The organism is Priestia megaterium (genome assembly GCF_041941685.1).
GTDB lineage: Bacteria > Bacillota > Bacilli > Bacillales > Bacillaceae_H > Priestia > Priestia megaterium_C.
Map to the genome: position 1 here is coordinate 1,155,874 of NZ_CP130958.1, position 19,364 is coordinate 1,175,237.

At 40.4% G+C, this 19,364-nt stretch carries 19 protein-coding genes; 14 read left to right on the top strand and 5 right to left on the bottom strand.

The window, feature by feature from the left end; all coding sequences use genetic code 11:
- Nucleotides 1–17: 17 nt before the first annotated feature.
- The gene (locus Q5794_RS06065; RefSeq protein WP_374988869.1) at nucleotides 18–206 is read right to left on the bottom strand and encodes a hypothetical protein; all 189 of its coding nucleotides are present in this window, start codon (nucleotides 204–206) and stop codon (nucleotides 18–20) included.
- Between the two features lie 222 nt (nucleotides 207–428).
- Complete coding sequence (locus tag Q5794_RS06070; RefSeq protein ID WP_098598508.1) at nucleotides 429–641, bottom strand: helix-turn-helix transcriptional regulator; 213 nt, start codon at nucleotides 639–641, stop codon at nucleotides 429–431.
- 334 nt (nucleotides 642–975) lie between these two features.
- On the opposite strand from Q5794_RS06070, the gene Q5794_RS06075 reads away from it, so the two are divergent.
- The 4 genes from Q5794_RS06075 (at nucleotide 976) to Q5794_RS06090 (ending at nucleotide 6,066) form a co-directional block, all read left to right on the top strand.
- Nucleotides 976–1,218 carry a hypothetical protein gene (locus Q5794_RS06075; protein ID WP_374988870.1) on the top strand — a complete coding sequence of 81 codons (243 nt, stop codon included), beginning with the start codon at nucleotides 976–978 and terminating at the stop codon, nucleotides 1,216–1,218.
- 634 nt (nucleotides 1,219–1,852) lie between these two features.
- Complete coding sequence (locus tag Q5794_RS06080) at nucleotides 1,853–2,620, top strand: tyrosine-protein phosphatase (RefSeq protein ID WP_374988871.1); 768 nt, start codon at nucleotides 1,853–1,855, stop codon at nucleotides 2,618–2,620.
- A 100-nt stretch (nucleotides 2,621–2,720) separates the two neighbouring features.
- On the top strand, nucleotides 2,721–4,442 hold the full coding sequence (locus Q5794_RS06085) for a pyruvate oxidase (RefSeq protein WP_374988872.1): 1,722 nt from the start codon (nucleotides 2,721–2,723) through the stop codon (nucleotides 4,440–4,442).
- A gap of 43 nt (nucleotides 4,443–4,485) precedes the next feature.
- Entirely contained in the window at nucleotides 4,486–6,066 is a 1,581-nt protein-coding gene (locus Q5794_RS06090) for an FMN-binding glutamate synthase family protein (RefSeq protein WP_374988873.1), read from the top strand.
- Between the two features lie 25 nt (nucleotides 6,067–6,091).
- Here the strand turns inward: Q5794_RS06090 and Q5794_RS06095 are convergent, their stop codons facing one another.
- Nucleotides 6,092–6,718, bottom strand: a complete 627-nt coding sequence (locus Q5794_RS06095; RefSeq protein ID WP_374988874.1) for a GntR family transcriptional regulator — start codon at nucleotides 6,716–6,718, stop codon at nucleotides 6,092–6,094.
- Nucleotides 6,719–7,071: 353 nt separating this feature from the next.
- Between Q5794_RS06095 and Q5794_RS06100 the strand changes: the two genes are divergently transcribed.
- Nucleotides 7,072–7,551, top strand: a complete 480-nt coding sequence (locus tag Q5794_RS06100) for a competence protein ComK (RefSeq protein ID WP_374988875.1) — start codon at nucleotides 7,072–7,074, stop codon at nucleotides 7,549–7,551.
- A 106-nt stretch (nucleotides 7,552–7,657) separates the two neighbouring features.
- On the opposite strand, the gene Q5794_RS06105 is transcribed toward Q5794_RS06100, so the two are convergent.
- Nucleotides 7,658–8,149 (bottom strand): sigma-70 family RNA polymerase sigma factor, encoded by a 492-nt coding sequence (locus Q5794_RS06105; protein WP_268587849.1) that lies wholly within the window; start codon nucleotides 8,147–8,149, stop codon nucleotides 7,658–7,660.
- A 368-nt stretch (nucleotides 8,150–8,517) separates the two neighbouring features.
- On the opposite strand from Q5794_RS06105, the gene Q5794_RS06110 reads away from it, so the two are divergent.
- The 5 genes from Q5794_RS06110 (at nucleotide 8,518) to Q5794_RS06130 (ending at nucleotide 14,104) form a co-directional block, all read left to right on the top strand.
- The gene (locus Q5794_RS06110) at nucleotides 8,518–9,264 is read left to right on the top strand and encodes an SGNH/GDSL hydrolase family protein (RefSeq protein ID WP_063670882.1); all 747 of its coding nucleotides are present in this window, start codon (nucleotides 8,518–8,520) and stop codon (nucleotides 9,262–9,264) included.
- 377 nt (nucleotides 9,265–9,641) lie between these two features.
- Nucleotides 9,642–12,056, top strand: coding sequence for a nitrite reductase large subunit NirB (gene nirB, locus Q5794_RS06115; RefSeq protein ID WP_374988876.1), 2,415 nt, complete (start codon nucleotides 9,642–9,644; stop codon nucleotides 12,054–12,056).
- 18 nt (nucleotides 12,057–12,074) lie between these two features.
- Nucleotides 12,075–12,401, top strand: a complete 327-nt coding sequence (gene nirD, locus Q5794_RS06120; protein WP_025749523.1) for a nitrite reductase small subunit NirD — start codon at nucleotides 12,075–12,077, stop codon at nucleotides 12,399–12,401.
- 71 nt (nucleotides 12,402–12,472) lie between these two features.
- Nucleotides 12,473–13,243: a uroporphyrinogen-III C-methyltransferase gene (cobA, locus tag Q5794_RS06125; RefSeq protein ID WP_057274502.1), complete on the top strand. Its 771-nt coding sequence runs from the start codon at nucleotides 12,473–12,475 to the stop codon at nucleotides 13,241–13,243.
- Between the two features lie 24 nt (nucleotides 13,244–13,267).
- Nucleotides 13,268–14,104: a formate/nitrite transporter family protein gene (locus Q5794_RS06130; protein ID WP_374988877.1), complete on the top strand. Its 837-nt coding sequence runs from the start codon at nucleotides 13,268–13,270 to the stop codon at nucleotides 14,102–14,104.
- Nucleotides 14,105–14,322: 218 nt separating this feature from the next.
- Here the strand turns inward: Q5794_RS06130 and Q5794_RS06135 are convergent, their stop codons facing one another.
- A complete protein-coding gene (locus tag Q5794_RS06135; protein WP_063670890.1) occupies nucleotides 14,323–14,649 on the bottom strand; it encodes a cyclic-phosphate processing receiver domain-containing protein in 327 nt (108 codons plus the stop codon).
- 455 nt (nucleotides 14,650–15,104) lie between these two features.
- Between Q5794_RS06135 and Q5794_RS06140 the strand changes: the two genes are divergently transcribed.
- The 4 genes from Q5794_RS06140 (at nucleotide 15,105) to Q5794_RS06155 (ending at nucleotide 19,350) form a co-directional block, all read left to right on the top strand.
- Nucleotides 15,105–16,082 (top strand): carbohydrate kinase, encoded by a 978-nt coding sequence (locus Q5794_RS06140; RefSeq protein WP_374988878.1) that lies wholly within the window; start codon nucleotides 15,105–15,107, stop codon nucleotides 16,080–16,082.
- A 456-nt stretch (nucleotides 16,083–16,538) separates the two neighbouring features.
- Nucleotides 16,539–17,402: a GRP family sugar transporter gene (locus Q5794_RS06145; protein ID WP_374988879.1), complete on the top strand. Its 864-nt coding sequence runs from the start codon at nucleotides 16,539–16,541 to the stop codon at nucleotides 17,400–17,402.
- 261 nt (nucleotides 17,403–17,663) lie between these two features.
- Nucleotides 17,664–18,110 (top strand): VOC family protein, encoded by a 447-nt coding sequence (locus Q5794_RS06150; RefSeq protein WP_251442261.1) that lies wholly within the window; start codon nucleotides 17,664–17,666, stop codon nucleotides 18,108–18,110.
- A 106-nt stretch (nucleotides 18,111–18,216) separates the two neighbouring features.
- Entirely contained in the window at nucleotides 18,217–19,350 is a 1,134-nt protein-coding gene (locus Q5794_RS06155) for a DUF2087 domain-containing protein (RefSeq protein ID WP_374988880.1), read from the top strand.
- The last annotated feature ends 14 nt before the right edge of the window (nucleotides 19,351–19,364 follow it).

The following is a 19,364-nucleotide window of genomic DNA, read 5'->3' on the forward strand; positions in this document are numbered from 1 at the left end:
AGGCTTGTTATATTTTTTTATTGAAAGACATTGTGAAGTACTTGTTCTTGATCTTCAGTCAGATAACCTACAGTACTAACATGTTCTATAACCTGCTTTAATTTAACAGGTTTAAGGCTCTTAATACCCTTTATTAGCTCCTCGTTCGGATAGTTACTTTCACCAATAGTTATAATTAAAGCCTCTAAATCTTTCTTTTTTTTCACGTTTGTTTCCCCTTTTTCTATATATTCTTTTGTTGAGTATTTGATAAGAGAGAAGCCATAGTATAAGTCCCTTTTACAGTTTGTAAATCTTAAAAATAAAGGGGGCTTATATTTTTTATCCCTATATTATAAATTATAAGTAAAAAATGTAGTAAAGGCCCAAAATTCTGGGGGGAATTTCATTTTTGATATATAAACAACTCCTCACGTCTGGAGAGTTGTTTATATATCGAAAAAATCTTCTGTTTTAGCTTTCTTATCAACTTTCTTAATTGTCTTCATAATTTTTTGTATAGTGGGGAATGAAGGGTTTCTTTTTCCAGCACAAATTTCACTAATGGTATTTCTGGACACCTTAGAATGCTCAATTAACCACTCCTGTGATCTTCCCTCTTTATCGATCCATTTTCCCAACTTGCTACGATGCTTGGGCATAACTTTCATTCCTTTCTGCTAACTTTATACCCGTAGTCATGCCCACTTTTCACTGCTCGTATGCAAAACCTTTACAACTAGCAGTAAATTTTTTTCGCGAATTCAGGCATATCAGACATTCTGTACTTAATACCCTTTACTATACTCATTAGAAATTTCCTAAAAACAAGTATAGTTCATTCTCTTTATCTTCCCTTCTAAGCACCCATTTCATTTCCCTATATTTTATATTCAAAGAATTGAAAAACGGCGTTATATCAAAGTTAACTCTATCAAAATAACCTGCTGTTTTCGGTGAAATATCCTAAAGGATATTAAGGAAAAGGGTGTGTTGATGTTTGAAATAGTTTCTTCAGTAGCAATGGGTGGAGTTTTAATTTTTACAACTCTAAAAAAGAATGACCCAGTTCGCACAAATGATCATGAAAAAATTAAACAAATCTGTTCCAACTGTGGGTTGTTTAATAAATCGAATGGAAAGAAGCAAGAGATTATTATCCAGCGTAAAAAGCGACACAAGGATTATACCGAGTACGTTTATAAAATCCCTCTTGGAATGTCCTTTCAAGATTTTTAAGATAAGGCTCACATTCTTCAAGATGGTTTAAGTAATAAAAAAGAGGTTCTGGATTAGTTTTGATGGTATTAAGCAAATTCGGATTAATAAGGATCTTATACAGCAAAGTAAAACGCTCCTCTCCAAAAAGAAGAAAATACGTAAAGAAGTCATGATGTCTTTTGATGGTGCCATTCGTATAAAGGTCTACGAGCAAAATCTTATTGATTGCTTCAGTTTTAATGTTGAGCTATTTGAGCAAACAAACGGGTGGAGAATCTATGTAGGAGAAAGCCGTAACGGTGCCGTTATCCATGATACAGAAAGTGGCCACATCGTTATTGCTGTCGCTACTACATTTGGAAAATCTAATTTTTTAAGAATGTTCATTGCTAACCTCTTGCACAATAAACAGGATATTTGCATATAAAGATCTATTTCAGGTCCTTCTTTTTTCATTATTATTTGGATTTATTTTACAAAATTTGTTTGCGTTTTTATAGAGGGTGATAGTAAAATATTGTTAGTTAAGTAGGTAACAGGAAAGTACGCGGTTTTACGGGGTTCGTGGTGGTAAATGTCGAGAAGAATACATAGTTTCACATTTAAAATCGTCGTAGAATAGAGCTATACAAAACGCAGGGAGGGAAATAAAGTGATTGATATTCATACGTACATATTGCCTAATATCGATAGCGGACCTGAGGAAGTAGACGGCTTTTTGAAGATGGCACGCTCCTTAGCAGATCAAGGCGTTCAGTCCGTGGTCGCCACACCGCTTTATGATAGCGATCAAGAGTTTATGAAACACCATTTATTTCTCTACGTAAATGCAGCCAATGAATTGCTCACGAATTCATATATTCCTCTTCAAGTATTACCAGGTCAGCTTGTCCCTTTATCGCCTCAGCTTCTGCGAAACTATGAGCGAAATCAGCTTCTTACGCTTAATCACACCGATAAATATTTGTTTCTTTCACTGCCTGAATCTGATGTCTCACCTTATTTTGAAAAGATACTGTATGATCTTCTTACAAAAGGCGTTGTGCCTATTCTGCGTTCACCAGAATGTCATCCGATGTTCCGAGATCACCCTGAGCGTTTGTATGAGCTTGTTAAAAAAGGCGTACTCGTCCAGCTAAGCGCCGCTAGTATTCTCGGTTTAAACGGAAAAAAAGAAAGAAAAGCAGCGTTTACGTTGATTAAATACCGCTTAGCCCACGTGATTGCCTCTGGCGTTCATGCCCGCAATTACCACGACTATTCACTTTCAAAAGCGTATGATTACATTTCCGATATGTACGGTGCGTCAGAACTTTATTTTTTTATTGAAAATGCAGAGGCCATTATCGACGGTCGTCCGGTCCACCAGTTAGAGCCTGAGCCGATGAAAAAGTTTAGTTTATTTAAATTATTTAGCTAAAAACAAGGGACTTTTCCATAAAAACGGGAAAGTCCCTTGTTTTATCTTTCTCTCATTGTGGTATGGAATAGAAACAAAGTTAAAGAAAGGAAGGCTGAATATGATAAAAACTACAGCTGGAAAAGCAGCTATGTCCGTGTTAAAAGAATGGAATATCGATCACATTTTCGGTATGCCGGGAGATTCAATCAATCATTTTATGGACAACTTGCGCAGTGAAAAAGACGAAATTGAATTTATTCAAGTCCGTCACGAGGAAGTAGGTGCACTTGCGGCATCTTCTTACGCTAAAATTACAGGCAAAATCGGCGTATGTCTGTCAATTGGGGGGCCGGGTGCGATTCATTTGTTAAATGGTTTGTATGATGCCAAAGCAGACGGAGCACCGGTGTTAGTGCTAGCCGGACAGGTGCCTCGTGCAAAGCTTGGCAACGAATCGTTTCAAGAAGTGAACTTAGAACGTGTTTTTGACGATGTATCGGTATTTAATCACCGAGTGGACTCGCCTGAATCGTTTCCGCATCTGCTGCAGCAAGCGATTCGAACGGCTTACGCGAAAAAAGGCGTCGCCGTATTAGTCATTCCCGATGATATTCCGTCTTCAACGATTAAAATTGATGAAAAAACGCCAATTGCCAATGTATCAAAATCGATTTCTCACAGCGACCCAGAAGATGTAGCTAAAGCGCTGTTGGCGATTAAATATGCAAAAAAACCGGTTATTTTAGCAGGAACAGGTGCAAAGCACGCAAAGCTTGAATTAGCCCAGTTTGCGGAGAAAATTGCGGCTCCGGTTATTTTTACGCTTCCCGCTAAAGGAATACTGCCTGATCATCATCCTTATAACCTAGGGCAGCTCGGGCAGCTTGGGACGAAGCCTGCGTATGAAGCAATGGAAGAAACCGATTTGTTAATTATGATTGGGACTTCGTATCCATACCGTGAGTTTTTACCAGATGGAGTCGAAGCAATACAACTGGACTCGGATGCCACACAAATTGGCAGGCGCTATCCTGTATCAATCGGCTTAGTCGGAGACTCTAAAACCACGCTGTCACAGCTTACGCATAATTTAGATTATCAAGAAAACCGCCGTTTTTTAGAAGAGTGTCAAGTTAATATGGAAAACTGGTGGAAACACGTAGAAAAAGAAGAAAATGAAGTGAGCACGCCAATCAAGCCTCAGCAAGTCATTCCTAAGCTTCAAAAAATCGTTGATGATGACGCGATTGTATCTGTTGATGTAGGGAACGTGACGGTATGGATGGCGAGACATTTCCGCATGACGAATCAAAAATTTGTAGTCTCCAGCTGGCTGGCAACGATGGGCTGCGGACTTCCGGCAGCCATTGCAGGAAAGCTTGCCCATCCTGAAAAACAATCGGTAGCCGTGTGCGGTGACGGAGGCTTTACGATGGTCATGCAAGATTTTGTAACGGCTGTGAAGTATAAGCTGCCGATTGTTGTAGTGGTGCTGAACAACAGTGAAATCGGGATGATTAAATATGAACAAGCGCTTCAAGGTCACTTGGATTATCAAACGCAGCTTGGTGAAATGAACTTTGCGAAGTTTGCTGAATCGTGCGGAGGGATTGGTTACCGAGTTGAAAAGTATGAAGAGCTGGAAACAGCTTTTGAAAAAGCAGCGCTTGCGAATATCCCTGTTGTAATCGACGTCGTTGTCGCGGATGAACCGCCGCTTCCAGGCAAAATTTCATTCGGACAAGCAGCCAATTATTCGAAGCATATTATGAAAAAGTTCTTCAAAGAACATGAGCTCGAAATGCCGCCGCTTCGTAAAGGACTAAGCAGAATGCTTTAAGCAGTGACTCTCCTTACAGGAGAGTCTTTTTAGGAGGGATATCATGGGAGTGTTTGAAATCATTTTACTTATTTTTGGCGCGGTAATGATGCTTGTGATTGTAGTGCCGGTTATCATCGCTATCATTCTTTGGCTGAAAGATGAAAAACAAGAAGAGCATTCGGTACTTAGAAATTATCCGCTGCTTGGGAAAATGCGCTATATTTTCGAGAAAATGGGGCCTGAACTGCGTCAGTATTTATTTTTAAATAATAACGAAGGCAAGCCGTTTTCTAGAAATCAATATGAACAAACCGTTAAGTCAGGTAATTACTTGAACCGAATGATGGGGTTTGGCTCAGAGCGTGATTTTAGCGAACCGGGCTATTACATTCGAAACGCGGTGTTTCCAAAGCAGCGCGATGAAATGAAAGCGGATAATACGCAAAAAATTAAAACAAAAGTATATAAAATGGACGCCGATAACTTATTCAGCCGAAGAGAGCACCGAGAAGAAAAAGAAGCGGATCCGTTTTATTTGCGGGATGAAGATGCGGTTGTTATAGGTCCTTCATGCAAAAAGCCGTTTGTTGTAAAAGGATTAATTGGTCAATCCGGAATGAGCTTTGGAGCGCTTGGTGACCACGCGATTACGGCTTTATCACTAGGATTAGGACGAGCAGGCGGCACGTGGATGAACACGGGAGAAGGCGGAATGTCACCGTATCATTTAAAAGGAAACGTCGATATTATTTTTCAAATTGGTCCAGGGCTTTTTGGCGTTCGGACAAAAGAAGGCGAATTTTCATGGGAAGAATTTAAAAAGAAAAGTGAAATGAAGCAAATCAAAGCGTTTGAAATTAAGCTCGCTCAAGGAGCTAAAACGCGAGGCGGTCACGTGGACGGTTCAAAAGTAACGGAAGAAATCGCCGAAATCCGCAACTTGAAGCCAGGAGAATCGGTAGACAGTCCAAACCGTTTTAAAGAGTTTGCGTCATATCCTGAAATGTTTAAGTTTATCGAAAAGCTTCGAGATATAGGCGGCAAGCCAGTAGGCATTAAAATGGTCGTCGGAAACACAAATGATCTTGAAGAAATGGCAGCGTATATGAAAGAGACGGGAAGTGGACCTGATTTTATTACAATCGACGGAGCAGAAGGCGGAACAGGTGCATCGTTTCAAGAATTAGCGGACGGAGCCGGCGTACCTTTGTTTTCAGGACTGCCTTTTGTGGATGAACTGCTTAGAAAATATGGCGTTCGTGATGAAGTGAAGCTGTTTGCATCGGGCAAGCTGTTAACGGCTGACAAAGTTGCAACGGCTTTATCGCTGGGTGCTGACTGCGTCAATATTGCCAGAGGCTTTATGTTTTCTGTTGGCTGTATTCAAGCGGAGGTTTGCCACAACAATAGGTGCCCAGTCGGTGTAGCCACAACAGATCCAAAGCTGCAAAAAGCGCTTATTATTGAAGAAAAATCGTACCGTGTGTGCAACTACGTGCTGTCGCTTCGTGAAGGATTGTTTAATTTAGCAGCAGCAGCCGGTATTGATTCCCCGACGAAGTTTTCAAAAAAACACGTAGTGTTCAAAAACAGCAGCGGACAATTAGCTGATATTTCTGTAAAAGAAAAGATGTACGTATAAAAAAAGCTGCCGGTTGGCAGCTTTTTTATTTTCTTCGCTGAAGCAAATGCAGGCAAAACTCTAAGTCTTTTTGAAGATGTTCCTGCATTAACGCTTGTGCTTTTTCAGCATTGCGTTCTTTTATGGCGTTATAAATGTCTTCATGTTCGTCAATTAAAAACGGGCGGTTGTAAAACACCACGGTATGACGGAATAAGTAAATGATTGACTGCATCCGGTCGATGATATTAATCATCACGTCATTGTTGCTTGCGTTCACAATAAGGGCGTGGAAACGTTCATTCGCGCTCATAATTTCTTCAAACGAGCCGTTTCTTCCGATGTCTACGCATTCCTTTAATTCTTCTAATTCTCCGTCAGACAGAAAAGTTGCCGCAGCTTTAGAAGCAGAGCCTTCTAGCAGCATTCGCACTTCAAACAAGTTACGCAGGTCTTTTTCCGTAGGGGACACCACTTTTTTTCGAACAATCAGCCCTTCATATTCTAAGCGTCTGATGGAATCACGAATCGGCGTTCGGCTGAATCCAAGCTCGCTTGCTAATTTTTCTTCGACGATTTTTGTACCGCCTTCAAGCTCACCATTTAAAATTTTATCTCGAATCATCTCATAAGAAGGGTGATGAGACGAACGAGACCCTTGATTTCTTAACATAATCTGCTTCACCTCTAGCATTCGACACGAGGAAATCTCGTCTCTTTCTCTCTTTCTCTCTTTATTTTTGATAATTTTGTACGCATATACCCAAATCATACTATAATTTGTGAGTTCTTGGGACGTAAAGTTTCGTTTTTAGAGATAGATGGCTGGCTTTAGCGATCGTGTTAGCATTTGCGATGGTTCTTATTTTAGATATTTTCATCTAAGGGAAAAAGCGCTGGTTTGAGCGCTTTTTTCTTTCGACATAAAATAAATTCAAAATATTTCAAATAATGAGAAAAAAAGACTAGATTTTCCCCGTTTCGATAGTATAGAATGGTTATAAAGTAGCAAAAGGGGGTAGATGTATGACAAATGATAAAAATTATCAAATTGGTTTGACGACAAAAGCACTGATTCCAGTGAACGATCCTATTCACCGCACAAAGGTGCTAGATGAAGCAGGAGAATACATGCTAAGCAAGACATGTAAGCAATTATTAGAAGAAGCGTGCATTCGAGAATTAAGTACGTTTAACGGCTCCATTGCCGCCGTTCGAAAAATGTTTCCATACAAACAGCTTACGCCTCTTGTCATTAGTCGTTCACAAGCCATCATTGCATTTCCGACATCTTCGCCCAACGACTATAGCTGCGCCTGGATTTTTGCCTCTCATGTTCATACTTCACATACGCTTGCTACAGTTAATCCAGCCTCTATGCTGATTCACTTCAAAGACGGAACGTTCATCCCAGTGAAGCTTTCTTATTATAGTCTAGAAAAAAAGCTGGCCAGAGCGGCTGTTATTCGCAATTATTGTTTAGAAAGTCCGCTTTTTTTAGTGTAATGCGTTCGATTTATTAAACGAACTTGTCCTACATATGTACAATCGCTTGCACAGGACTTCTTATATGTACTGAAGGAGGAAGCTTATGATAAGCTTCCTCCTTTTCTTACTCTTTAAGGAGCGAGGCCTTTAGCTTCCTGCGAGCTGTCTTTCCCCAGTTTTTAACGGCTCCCGTGGATACTTGGTATTTGTAGGCGATATCTTTATAGGAGTAGCCTTCTAGCAAATGTTCGAGTACATAGATTTTTTCTCTTCCTGTTAAATGTTCGATATGCTGCTCGATGATTTCAGCTTCTAGCGGGACGGGAAGAGCAGGATCTTCGTTTAGTGAAAGCAGGTTCTGCTCAGCGGGTGTTTCGCGTTCCTCGTATAAAATAGTTCCTTTTAAATGTGAAAGAATGGTACCGCGCACGGTTGTGTAAGCATAAGCAGAAAAAGATCCTTTGCTTTCGTCAAATTTTTGATACGCTCTCCATAAACCAATCAACGCAATTTGATAATATTCGTCGTAGTCTTTGTAAATATGAAATTTTTTAATCATCGACACAATTAATGGATGAAAAGATGAAGCGATTTGATCAAACGAGCTTTTTTGCATGCAGCATTCCTTTTTCAAAAACGCGTTTTTGCTGTATTCCGCCGGTACCTCTACTGTACAAGGGGAAGATCACATGTGCGAATGAACGTACATTATGTTTTCTTTTTAAGAAACGTGACGTAATTTCCCCGGAAACTTCACGTTTCGCTAGGAAATATGCGAAGTATACGTGTATTTGTAGAGATTTTACGTACGAAAGGTCCCCCATTCCAAATTCTACTAATCTATAATTATCTTTATATCGATGTGAACCTTCTAGGGTACATTCAGTGAAGTATTTTCTTATTATCCATTTGTTTATTCTATTGAATGTAAGTTTGGTGGAGAGAATATAGTTGGTTTTTTAAAACGGGTAAAGGGGAGATTGAATGAAGGCGATGGTTGGGGTAAATGTGGCGGCGGCTGTTTTGTGCGGGGCGGTGATGTATGCGGGGACGCAGCACTGGCAGGAGCAAACGGAAGCGCAGGCAAGTGAAGTAAAAACTGCTGTTGTACATAAAGAAAGACAGTTTTCTGATGTATCTGCTTACACAAAAAATCTTCCAGACTTTATCACAAAGCAAATTGAGTCATCTATCGCAAATAAAAAACCTCTGACTCTTGTAATTGCCACATCCGCAAAGGAAACAGGGTGGCCTCAGCAGTTAAAAAAAGAGCTAGCAGCTACATATGGAAGTGATGTATTTACGGTTAAAACACTTTCATACGGTAACAGGACAACTGATGAGCTTTTATCTTCACATATTGCCGATCAAATTGATCAACTTCAGCCAAACATTATTCTGTTTGAAGCACCTCTTAAAAATGATTATCAGCATCTTACGCTAGATGAGACGCTTGAAAATACAGACAAGCTCATTCATCAGCTCAAAGACTTGAAAAAAACCCTTATGATTCAGCCGTCACAGCCATATATTTCACAAACCGAGTCCTATGAAGAAGGGGTAGAAGCGATCAGGGGAGTCTCTGAAGCAAACTGGGTATATTATATGAATCACTCGCTCATTTGGCCGTTTCATTTAGGGGAGTATATAAATAAAGACAGCGGCAGTTTAACGAAAAAAGGAAATGAAGTGTGGGGAGAGTATGTTGTGAATTGGTTTACAGGAGAATAAAAAGACAAGCCCTATTAAATGCGGAATAGGGCTTGTCTTTTTATAGCTTTTAGAACAAAACTATGAAATCAGTGATCATTTTTAATAGGAGTGATTTTTATCATAGCCCAGGTTATTTCTTTTTGCTACATTAATGTTGTGAAAAACATCACAAAATAAAATGCAAAGGATGATAAATTAAAACATAATTAGACCACTTATTTTTTTTGCTTGCTGCTAAAGCAATGGAATCGCATACATACCATAAGCGTGTTAGATAACCTGACACATAAGTTGAACGATTCAGAAAATTCGTATATCTTAAGTATATCTTTAAAGATGCATAGAAAATATATCTTTGAAACAAGCAGGTATAGACGTCAGGGGAGGAATGGAACGTGCAAAAAAAGAAACTCGTATTGATTGGAAATGGAATGGCTGGAGTTCGAGCGGTTGAAGAAGTATTGAAGGTTTCAAACGAAGCGTTTGAGATTACGATTTTCGGAAGCGAGCCGCATCCGAACTATAATCGTATTTTACTATCAAAAGTGCTGCAAGGAGATACGAATGTTGAAGACATTACGTTAAACGATTGGAACTGGTATCAAGAAAACAATATTACATTATATACGGGCGAAACGGTTACTAGTATCGATTCGATAAAAAAAGAAGTAGCTACAGACAGCGGCAGAGTGGAATCGTATGATGAATTAATTTTAGCAACGGGCTCTCTTCCTTTTATTCTTCCGATTCCGGGATCAGATAAAAAAGGAGTTACGGCTTTTCGAGATATAAAAGACACGGATGAAATGGTGCAGGCATCTCAGCAGTATAAAAAAGCAGCGGTTATTGGAGGCGGACTGCTTGGATTAGAAGCAGCGCGCGGACTATTAAATTTGGGAATGGACGTATCTGTGATTCATTTAGCTCCGTATTTAATGGAACGTCAGCTTGATCCGACAGCCGGCAAATTGCTTCAAAACGAATTAGAAAAACAAGGCATGAAGTTTTTGCTTGAAAAACAAACGGCGGAAATCGTCGGGGATGAGCGAGTTGAAGGATTATCTTTTAAAGACGGGACGTTTTTAGAAGCTGATTTAGTCGTGATGGCAGTTGGAATTAAGCCAAATGTTCAGCTTGCAAAAGAAGCGGGACTTAACGTAAATCGAGGAATTGTTGTAAATGACTATATGCAAACGGATATTCCAAACATCTACGCGGTTGGAGAATGTGCAGAGCATAGAGGAATGGTATACGGACTGGTGGCACCTCTGTATGAACAAGGAAAAGCATTAGCAAAAGCGATTTGCGGGGCAGAAAAAGTGCCTTATGAAGGATCGGTTTTATCAACACAGCTAAAGGTATCAGGTGTTGAAGTGTTCTCCGCAGGAGACTTCATGGAAGATGAAGAGAAAAAAGCGATCAAAGTGTTCGATGAACAAGACGGCATTTATAAAAAGCTTGTTCTGAGAGGGAATCAAATCGTAGGAGCCGTTCTTTTTGGAGACAGCAGCGACGGAAATCGACTGTTTTCAATGATTCAAAAGCAAGAAGATGTATCCGATGTCGCAAAAGTGTCGATTTTACAGCCATCTGGCGGTAACGCGGGTGAAAGCTTAGTAGCAAGTATGAGCGCCGATGATATTATTTGCGGCTGTAACGGCGTAACAAAAGGTACGATTGTCGAAGCTATCCAAAAACAAGGATGCTCATCGGTTGATGAAATCAAAGCTTGTACAAGTGCCTCTCGCTCCTGCGGAGGATGTAAACCGCTTGTAGCGGAAGTGCTTCAGCATACTCTTGGCGCTGACTTTGACGCGGCGGTTCAAAAAGAAGCGATTTGCGGCTGTACGACTCTGTCACGAGATGAAGTTGTCGAAGAAATTAAAGCAAAAGGCCTTTCGCATACGCGTGAAGTTATGAATGTACTTGGCTGGAATAATGAAGAAGGCTGTTCGAAATGCCGTCCGGCGCTAAATTATTATTTAGGTATGGTGAATCCAACCGGATACGTTGATGAACGCGAATCACGATTTGTGAATGAACGCATGCACGCAAATATTCAAAAAGACGGCACGTATTCTGTTGTTCCTCGCATGTACGGAGGCGTCACAAATGCAGAAGATTTACGAAAAATTGCAGATGTTGTTGATAAATATGAGATTCCGCTCGTAAAAGTGACGGGTGGTCAGCGTCTTGATTTGTTTGGTGTTAAAAAAGAAGATTTGCCTAGCGTATGGGAAGAGTTAGATATGCCTTCTGGCTATGCGTACGGCAAGTCGCTGCGGACGGTGAAAACATGCGTCGGCGAACAGTTTTGCCGTTTTGGCACGCAGGATTCAATGGGCGTTGGAATTGCGCTTGAGAAAAAATTTGAAGGATTATGGACGCCTCATAAAGTGAAAATGGCTGTATCTGCTTGTCCGAGAAGCTGTGCTGAGTCAGGTATTAAAGATATTGGCTTTATTGGAATTGACGGCGGCTGGGAAATTTACGTGGGCGGAAATGGAGGTACCCATCTTCGCGGCGGAGATTTATTGTATAAAGTAAAAACAGACGAAGAATTGATGGACATCACAGGAGCTTATTTGCAGTATTACCGAGAAACGGCTAATTACTTAGAGCGTACGTCTGCATGGATTGAGCGCATGGGACTTTCGCACATTCAGTCCGTGCTTGATGACGCTGAGACGAGAAGAGAGCTGAATATGCGTATGGACGAAGCGTTATCTACGTACCGTGATCCTTGGAAAGAAATCGTCGAAAGCAAAAAGACGAAAAAAGAGCTGTTCGAAACAGTTGTCACATCATAAAGCTGGGGGGAAATAAAGATGGTGAATAAAAACATTACAAAAGTATGCATAGGGTCGATTCATGATTTTCCGGTAAGCCTAGGTAAAACAGTGAAAGTAAACGGAAAAGAAATTGCGGTGTTTAAGCTATCAAGCGGAAAAATACGAGCAATTGAAAATCGCTGTCCGCATAAAGGCGGGGTGTTAAGTGAAGGAATCGTGAGCGGCGACTCGGTGTTCTGTCCGATGCACGACTGGAAAATTTGCTTGCATGACGGCAACGTGCAAGAGCCTGACAGCGGATGTGTAGACACGTACGAAGCGTCTGTTGAAGGAGATTTACTGTATCTTTTAATTGAAGAATAAGTACCGTGGCGCGTTGATTTTCAACGCGCCACAAAAATTCAAGGGGACACATTAAAAGGAGCGAAGCAAAAATGAGAACAGGAAAAGTGTACATTGTAGGAGCCGGACCAGGAGATCCAGATTTACTAACGATAAAAGCAGCCAAATGTTTAGAAAAAGCAGATGTTATTTTATATGACCGATTAGTGAACCCTGTTCTTCTTCAGTATGCAAAAGAAGGAGCCGAACTCGTCTACTGCGGGAAAAAGCCTGGTGATCACTGCGTTTCTCAAGAGGATATTCATGATTTGCTTGTATTCTACGCAAGAAAAGGAAACACCGTCGTCCGGTTAAAAGGAGGAGATCCGTTTATTTTCGGAAGAGGCGGTGAAGAAGCAGAAGTGCTCGCTCAGCATAGAATTCCATTTGAAATCGTTCCGGGTATTACAGCGGGAATTGCGGCACCTGCTTATGCTGGAATTCCTGTGACGCATCGTGAGCTGAGCCGTTCGTTTGCCGTTGTGACGGGACACTGTTTGAGCGGCAAGCCGGAAAGTATTCGCTGGGAGCATTTAGCAAAAGGAGTTGATACGCTTGCGATTTATATGGGCGTTAAAAACTTACCGTATATTTGCCGACAGCTTTTAGACGCCGGAAAAAGCGCGGATACGCCGGTCGCTCTTATTGAACAAGGCACGTCGGTTTATCAGCGCACGGTTACAGGCACGCTTGGCACTATTGTAGAAACGGCTGCTGAACAGCAAGTGAGTAATCCCGCGATGATTGTGATTGGTGAAGTGGTGAAGCAAGCTTCTGCCCTTTCTTGGTTTTTGGAAAAAACAGAAGAAAAAGTATGCGTCTAAGCTGAATAAAAGGAGGAAACACTTTTGCTTAAGAATTCATTGCAGTCAATGAATGAGTTAGCCCGCGAAAAAACGAAGCTTGTGAATGAGCATTTGCCGAGTTATTTGCTGTTAGCTGTGCTAGCGGGTGCTTACGTAGGACTTGGTGTTATATTAGCTCTATCGGTAGGAGCGCCTTTAGCTTCTGCTTCTTTACCGGTCGTTTCTCTTGTGATGGGGTTATCTTTTGCTGTTGCTCTCCTGCTTGTCGTATTTGCAGGAGCTGAATTGTTTACGGGGAATCATATGATTTATACAGTCAGTACGCTATCAGGAGTCACCACATGGAAAGATACGTTTAAAAACTGGACGTGGTGTTTTATCGGAAATGCGATAGGTGCATTTGGGCTTTGTTTGTTAATTACCGGCACCGGTTTGTTTAAAGGAATTGAACCGAACCATTTACTTATGATGCTGGCAACTAAAAAAATGAATTTGCCGGTCAGTGAATTGTTTTTTCGCGGCATTCTTTGCAACTGGCTTGTTTGCCTGGCAATTTGGACGGCTGCGCGCACTAAAAGCGATGCGGCAAAGATCATGCTAATTTTTTGGATGCTTTTTGCATTTGTTGCATCAGGATACGAGCACAGCGTGGCAAATATGACGTTTCTTGGGCTAGCTTTATTACTTCCGCATCCTGATGCGATTTCGGCCGCTGGACTATTTCATAATTTGATTCCTGTTACGCTCGGAAACATCGTAGGGGGAGGATTGTTTGTAGGAAGCATTTACTGGTTCGTGAACGCTAGGCAGCTGAAAGAAAACGCAAAACAGCCGGCTGCTCTCTCAGCTGACTTGGATTCTGCTAAACTGTCTAAATAGCAAAAAAACCGCTCTTTATACCATATAGTCTGCTTTTTAAAGCTATCATCCCGGTATTTTAGAGCGGTTTCTTCTATATATAATATAAACTGCTTAAAGCGTATTCACATCTATACGTATCGAACAAGCAGTATCGTTCTTCATTTTATAAAAACAGGAAGTCTGTGAAAGTTGAATCGGACAGATTCTGTTGAAATGAATGTGTGAGGGTGCAGGTATCATCGAAGAGGCAGAGGGCATCTTAGAATTTTAATGTTGTTTGGCATTTTATGCTCTTTTTGAGCTTCCTTAAAGCAGTTGTACATTGCTTTGCTGCCTGAATGATTAGCGGAGTGAATCGTAATTCGATCGGCATATAAATGATGCTTTACCATAAAACGCACGAGCATTAATCCATTCCGTGTCTTGCTCAGTAAATCGTGATCGAGTGACAAATGTTCAACGTCGAATGATTTTAGCAGATCAATACATTCATCAATCGTTTCGGCCAAAACATGACCGTCAGGGCATTTGCGATAGTCGTCTAGAAAAACATTGATTTTCATGACTGATTCTCCCTTCTTTGCCTTGTATTTAGTGTAACATACATAATGTCATATACCTACCTAAGTCTATTCGACACATTTTAAGCTATTCCTTCTTGAATAGGGGTAAAAACACGAATTTTTATCATTATTTGCATATTTACGGCGAATAAACAGGGAATAAGGAAAGAGATGTCGAACGAAAAGTGAATAGAAAAACAGTTTAAACTGGAAATTAGCTTTTTTTATTCTGTGATCTTTGTGTAAGAAGGTCATCTCATTCCTAGGTTTGACAAGGGATGGAAGGGGGTTGACCTATAAAAGATTGTCAGAAAAAAACTATAATTTGCGATTTTTTAAAAATAAATTGGAAATTTCTCTTTACGAAAAAGATGGTTGGGACGTATAATTTGATTTAAGGATTTTTTGGAACATAGTATGACAATATGACAAAAAAGAAAAGTAAGGTGAATAGAATGGGTAAGTTATTTAGTATCGGTGAAGTATTAATTGATATGATTCCAGCTCAAAAAGGTCTTCAATTAAAAGAAGTGGAATCGTTTACGCGTGTGCCAGGCGGAGCGCCGGCAAACGTTGCGGCAGTTGTTGCTACATACGGTAATGAGTCATCACTTATTACAAAAGTTGGAGAAGATGCGTTTGGAGACTTTCTAGTAGATACGCTTCGTGAAGTAGGAGTAGGGACTGATATGGTCTATCGTACAGAAGAAGCAAACACAGCTTTAGCTTTTGTTTCCCTGCGTGAAGACGGAGAAAGAGATTTCAGCTTCTATCGTAATCCTTCAGCAGATTTATTACTAACAGAAGACGAAATTAACCCTGATTGGTTTGCAAGCAACGATGTTCTTCACTTCTGTTCGGTTGATTTAGTTGAAAGCCCTATGAAATACGCTCATATGAAAGCGATTAAAAGCATGAAAGAAAAAGGCGGAGTTATCAGCTTTGATCCAAATGTACGTCTTCCGCTGTGGAAAGACCATGAGCTATGCCGTCAAACGATTTTAGAATTTATTCCACAAGCGCACATTGTCAAAATTTCAGACGACGAGCTATCGTTTATCACAGGCATTGAAGATGAACAGCAAGCGATTCAGTCTCTATTTACAGGTGACGTTCAAGTAGTTGTGTTCACAAAAGGTGCAGAAGGCGCAATGCTTTATACAAAACAAGCTGTCTATGAATCAAACGGTTACAAAGTAGCGGTTGTTGATACAACAGGTGCAGGAGATGCGTTTATTGGCGGATTCCTTTATCAGCTATTAAGCCGCGATGTGTCACAAGAAAACTTGACGGCTATTCTTGACCGCGACCATGATGCTATTTTGCGCTTTGCAAATGCAAGCGGTGCCTTAACGACAACTGGAAAAGGTGCGATCAGTTCAATTCCAGCCAAAGAAGTAGTAGAGCAATTTTGTAAGCCTGTAGCTAACTAAAATGAAAAGGCTTTATCTCTTCTTATTTTCAATCAGCAGAGGCGCTAGTTTCTGCTGATTGCAGATCACATAAGAGGGGGAAGCGAGCTGCGGAGCAAGAAGAAAAAATTTTTTTCTGTTTTTAAAAAATAATCAAAAAAATTTATAGCTAAATAATAAATGTTCGTGTTAGTATAATACGAGCAGTAAGAAATAGCAGTTTTACCACCATTTATGAAAACGTTATATATTTATCGATGTAGAAAATTTAATAGGATAAAAGAGCAATCCTATTAAATTTTCTAGACCTAAGCGGTTGCTGCCCCCTTGCGGGGTAGGCAGCAACCGCTTAGGTGAACCTTTGGGGGAATATTCAAGGGGGAATAAGCGAGCGCGTAGCCCTTGGTGAAAGAAAAGCAGTAAGTTATTACGTACTACGTACATAGATTAGAAATAGGAAAGTAGGTTAAGAGAAAGATGGATATTTTGCTAGGTGTTCTTCCTTCCGTTGCGTGGGGAAGCATGATTTTAGTTAGTATGAAGATGGGCGGTGGACCTTACAGTCAAACGCTGGGAACAATTATTGGAGCTTTGATTCTTTCATTTGTTCAGTTTATGATTGTGCAGCCGGTGTTAACGCCAACGCTCGTTATTGTCGGAATTATTTCAGGTTTGTTCTGGTCAGTAGGTCAAAGCAATCAGTTTAAAAGTGTTCCATACCTTGGGGTTTCAAAGTCAATGCCGATTTCAACGGGTATGCAATTAGTATCAACAGCTCTTTTTGGTGTTATTGTATTTAAAGAATGGTCAACGCTTCAAACGATTGTACTTGGATCTATTGCGATTCTTTTAATACTAGCAGGCGTTGTGCTTTCTTCATTAGATGGTAAAAAAGAAGGGGCACAAGGGGCTCCAGGACAAACGAAAAAAGGAGTTATCACTCTTATCATTTCAAGTCTTGGATTCTTAGTTTACGTAGTTATCGCACGTATCTTCAACGTAGACGCATGGGCAGCTTTATTCCCGCAAGCAATCGGTATGTTAATTGGCGGTTTAATCATTACATACAAACATAAGCCATTTAACAAATATACGATTCGTAATATCTTACCAGGTCTAATCTGGGCATCTGGAAACATGTTCTTATTCTTATCTCAATCAAGACTAGGCGTAGCAACAAGCTTTTCATTATCGCAAATGGGTATCGTTATTTCAATTTTTGGCGGTATTGTCTTCTTGGGAGAAAAGAAAACAAAGCGTCAATTATTCTATGTATCTCTTGCGAGTGTACTGATTATTTCAGGCGGTATCTGTATCGGCCTCGCAAAAGCACACGCTTAATTTATCGATGTAGAAAAACCCCATGGCTAAAGTGCAGCCATGGGGTTTTTCTAGACCTAAGGTTTTGAGGCACCCCTTGCGGGGTGGCCTCAAAACCTTAGTCAAAGTCAAGATCAAAACCTTAGTGCTCTTCTGAATTTCAAAGCTGTATGTTCCTGTTGAGGGTTTCTCATTCTTAAGGCTGAATGTTTTTCATTCTTTGTTAGGAAGCTGTTTTGTGTGAAATGGCTTATAGTAGTAGAAAAGGATGGAGGGAAGGCTATGATTAAGAGTATTTATGAGACGCATGTACAGGTGCGGAGTTTGGAGGATTCGATTGAGTTTTATAAACGTCTTGGGCTGACGTTTGTTCATCGAATTGAAGAGAGGCGCTGTGCTTTTTTCTTTGTTGGTGAACAAAAGCAGATGCTTGGGCTTTGGGAAACAGACGAAAAAGAGTTGAAAAGGAGTCATTTTGCTTTTGGAATTGAAGCAGCGGATATTCATGAAGCGTTAACGTGGCTGCGTTCAAAAGGCATTGAACCCGAAGAAACGTCGTTTGGAAAGCCGCAGACAGAGCCGATTGTTCATACGTGGATGCCGGCAGCTTGCGTGTATTTTAATGACCCTGACGGCAACCGCTTGGAATTAATTACGCTTTTGGATGATGAGCCCGTTGTATCTAAGGATTTTCCATATTTAAGTGAATGGAACAAAAAACAGCAGTGAGCACTGCTGTTTTTTTATGTATCATAAACGTATGATTGACATAACAATAAACATATAATATATTTGTTTATAAATTAATAAACAAAACAGAAAGGTGTCTATTTATATGTTGAATGATTTGTTTTGGGAATCATCTTTTAAAGATATGAAGAAAGGATACGGGGAAAGCGAAGATCACTACCACTGCTTACTGTGCGGTGAAAGCATTGAAAAAGGCATTATTTATCCAGTAGAAGGTGTTTTTTATGAAGCAAAACGTTATATGAAGCTTCATGTTGAACAGGAGCACGGATCTGTATTCCATCATTTAATAGAGCTAGATAAAGATGTAACGGGTCTGTCTGATCATCAAAAAAATTTAGTGAAGTTTTTTAAGGAAGGAAAAAGCGATAGTGATATTCAAAAAGAAATGGGAATTGGCAGTTCATCCACCATTCGGAACCACCGCTTTACGTTAAAGAAAAAAGAGCGTCAGGCAAAAGTGTTTTTAACGCTGATGGAACTGTTAAACGACGGGGAAGAAGAGAAGACGGTACCCGTAACAAATACGGCGCCTAGAAGAAGTCAGCGCTACAGCGCCAGCGATGAAGAACGTGAAAAAATTTTAGCGAAGAATTTTCCGCAAGGTTTAAACGGACCTCTTCGTACTTTTCACTTGCAAGAAAAACACCGTCTTGTTGTTCTTGAAGAATTAAGCAGGCATTTTGATTTTGGTAGCACGTATACCGAAAAAGAAGTAAATGATAGGTTAACACCTTTTTATGACGACTACGCCGTGCTGCGACGCTATTTAATTGAGTACGGTTTTTTAGAGCGCAGCGCAGACGGAAGCAGCTACTGGAGAAAAGGAGAGACAGGGATGAGTATGGACTCAAAAGACTATAAAAAACAAATGAAGCAGCTAGCGAAAGAAGTAAAAACAGAAGGCGGCGTGTATCAAATTAAAAACCTTCACAACGATAAGATTTACATTGGCTCTACGCCTAACATCAAAACGTTAAACGGCGTAAAGTTCACGTTAAAGACGAACACTCATCAAAATAAAGAGCTTCAAAACGAGTGGAATACGTACGGGGCGGATGCTTTTTCAATTGAGATGCTGGAAACGATTAAAAGAGAAGAAGAAAAAGCACTTTCAAAAAAGGATTTGCTGAAACTGGAAGCGAAATGGTTAGAGAAGCTGCAGCCTTACGGCGAAAAAGGCTATCATTCGCTGAAAGCTGATACAAAGGAGAAATAGGTGTGAAGAATCAA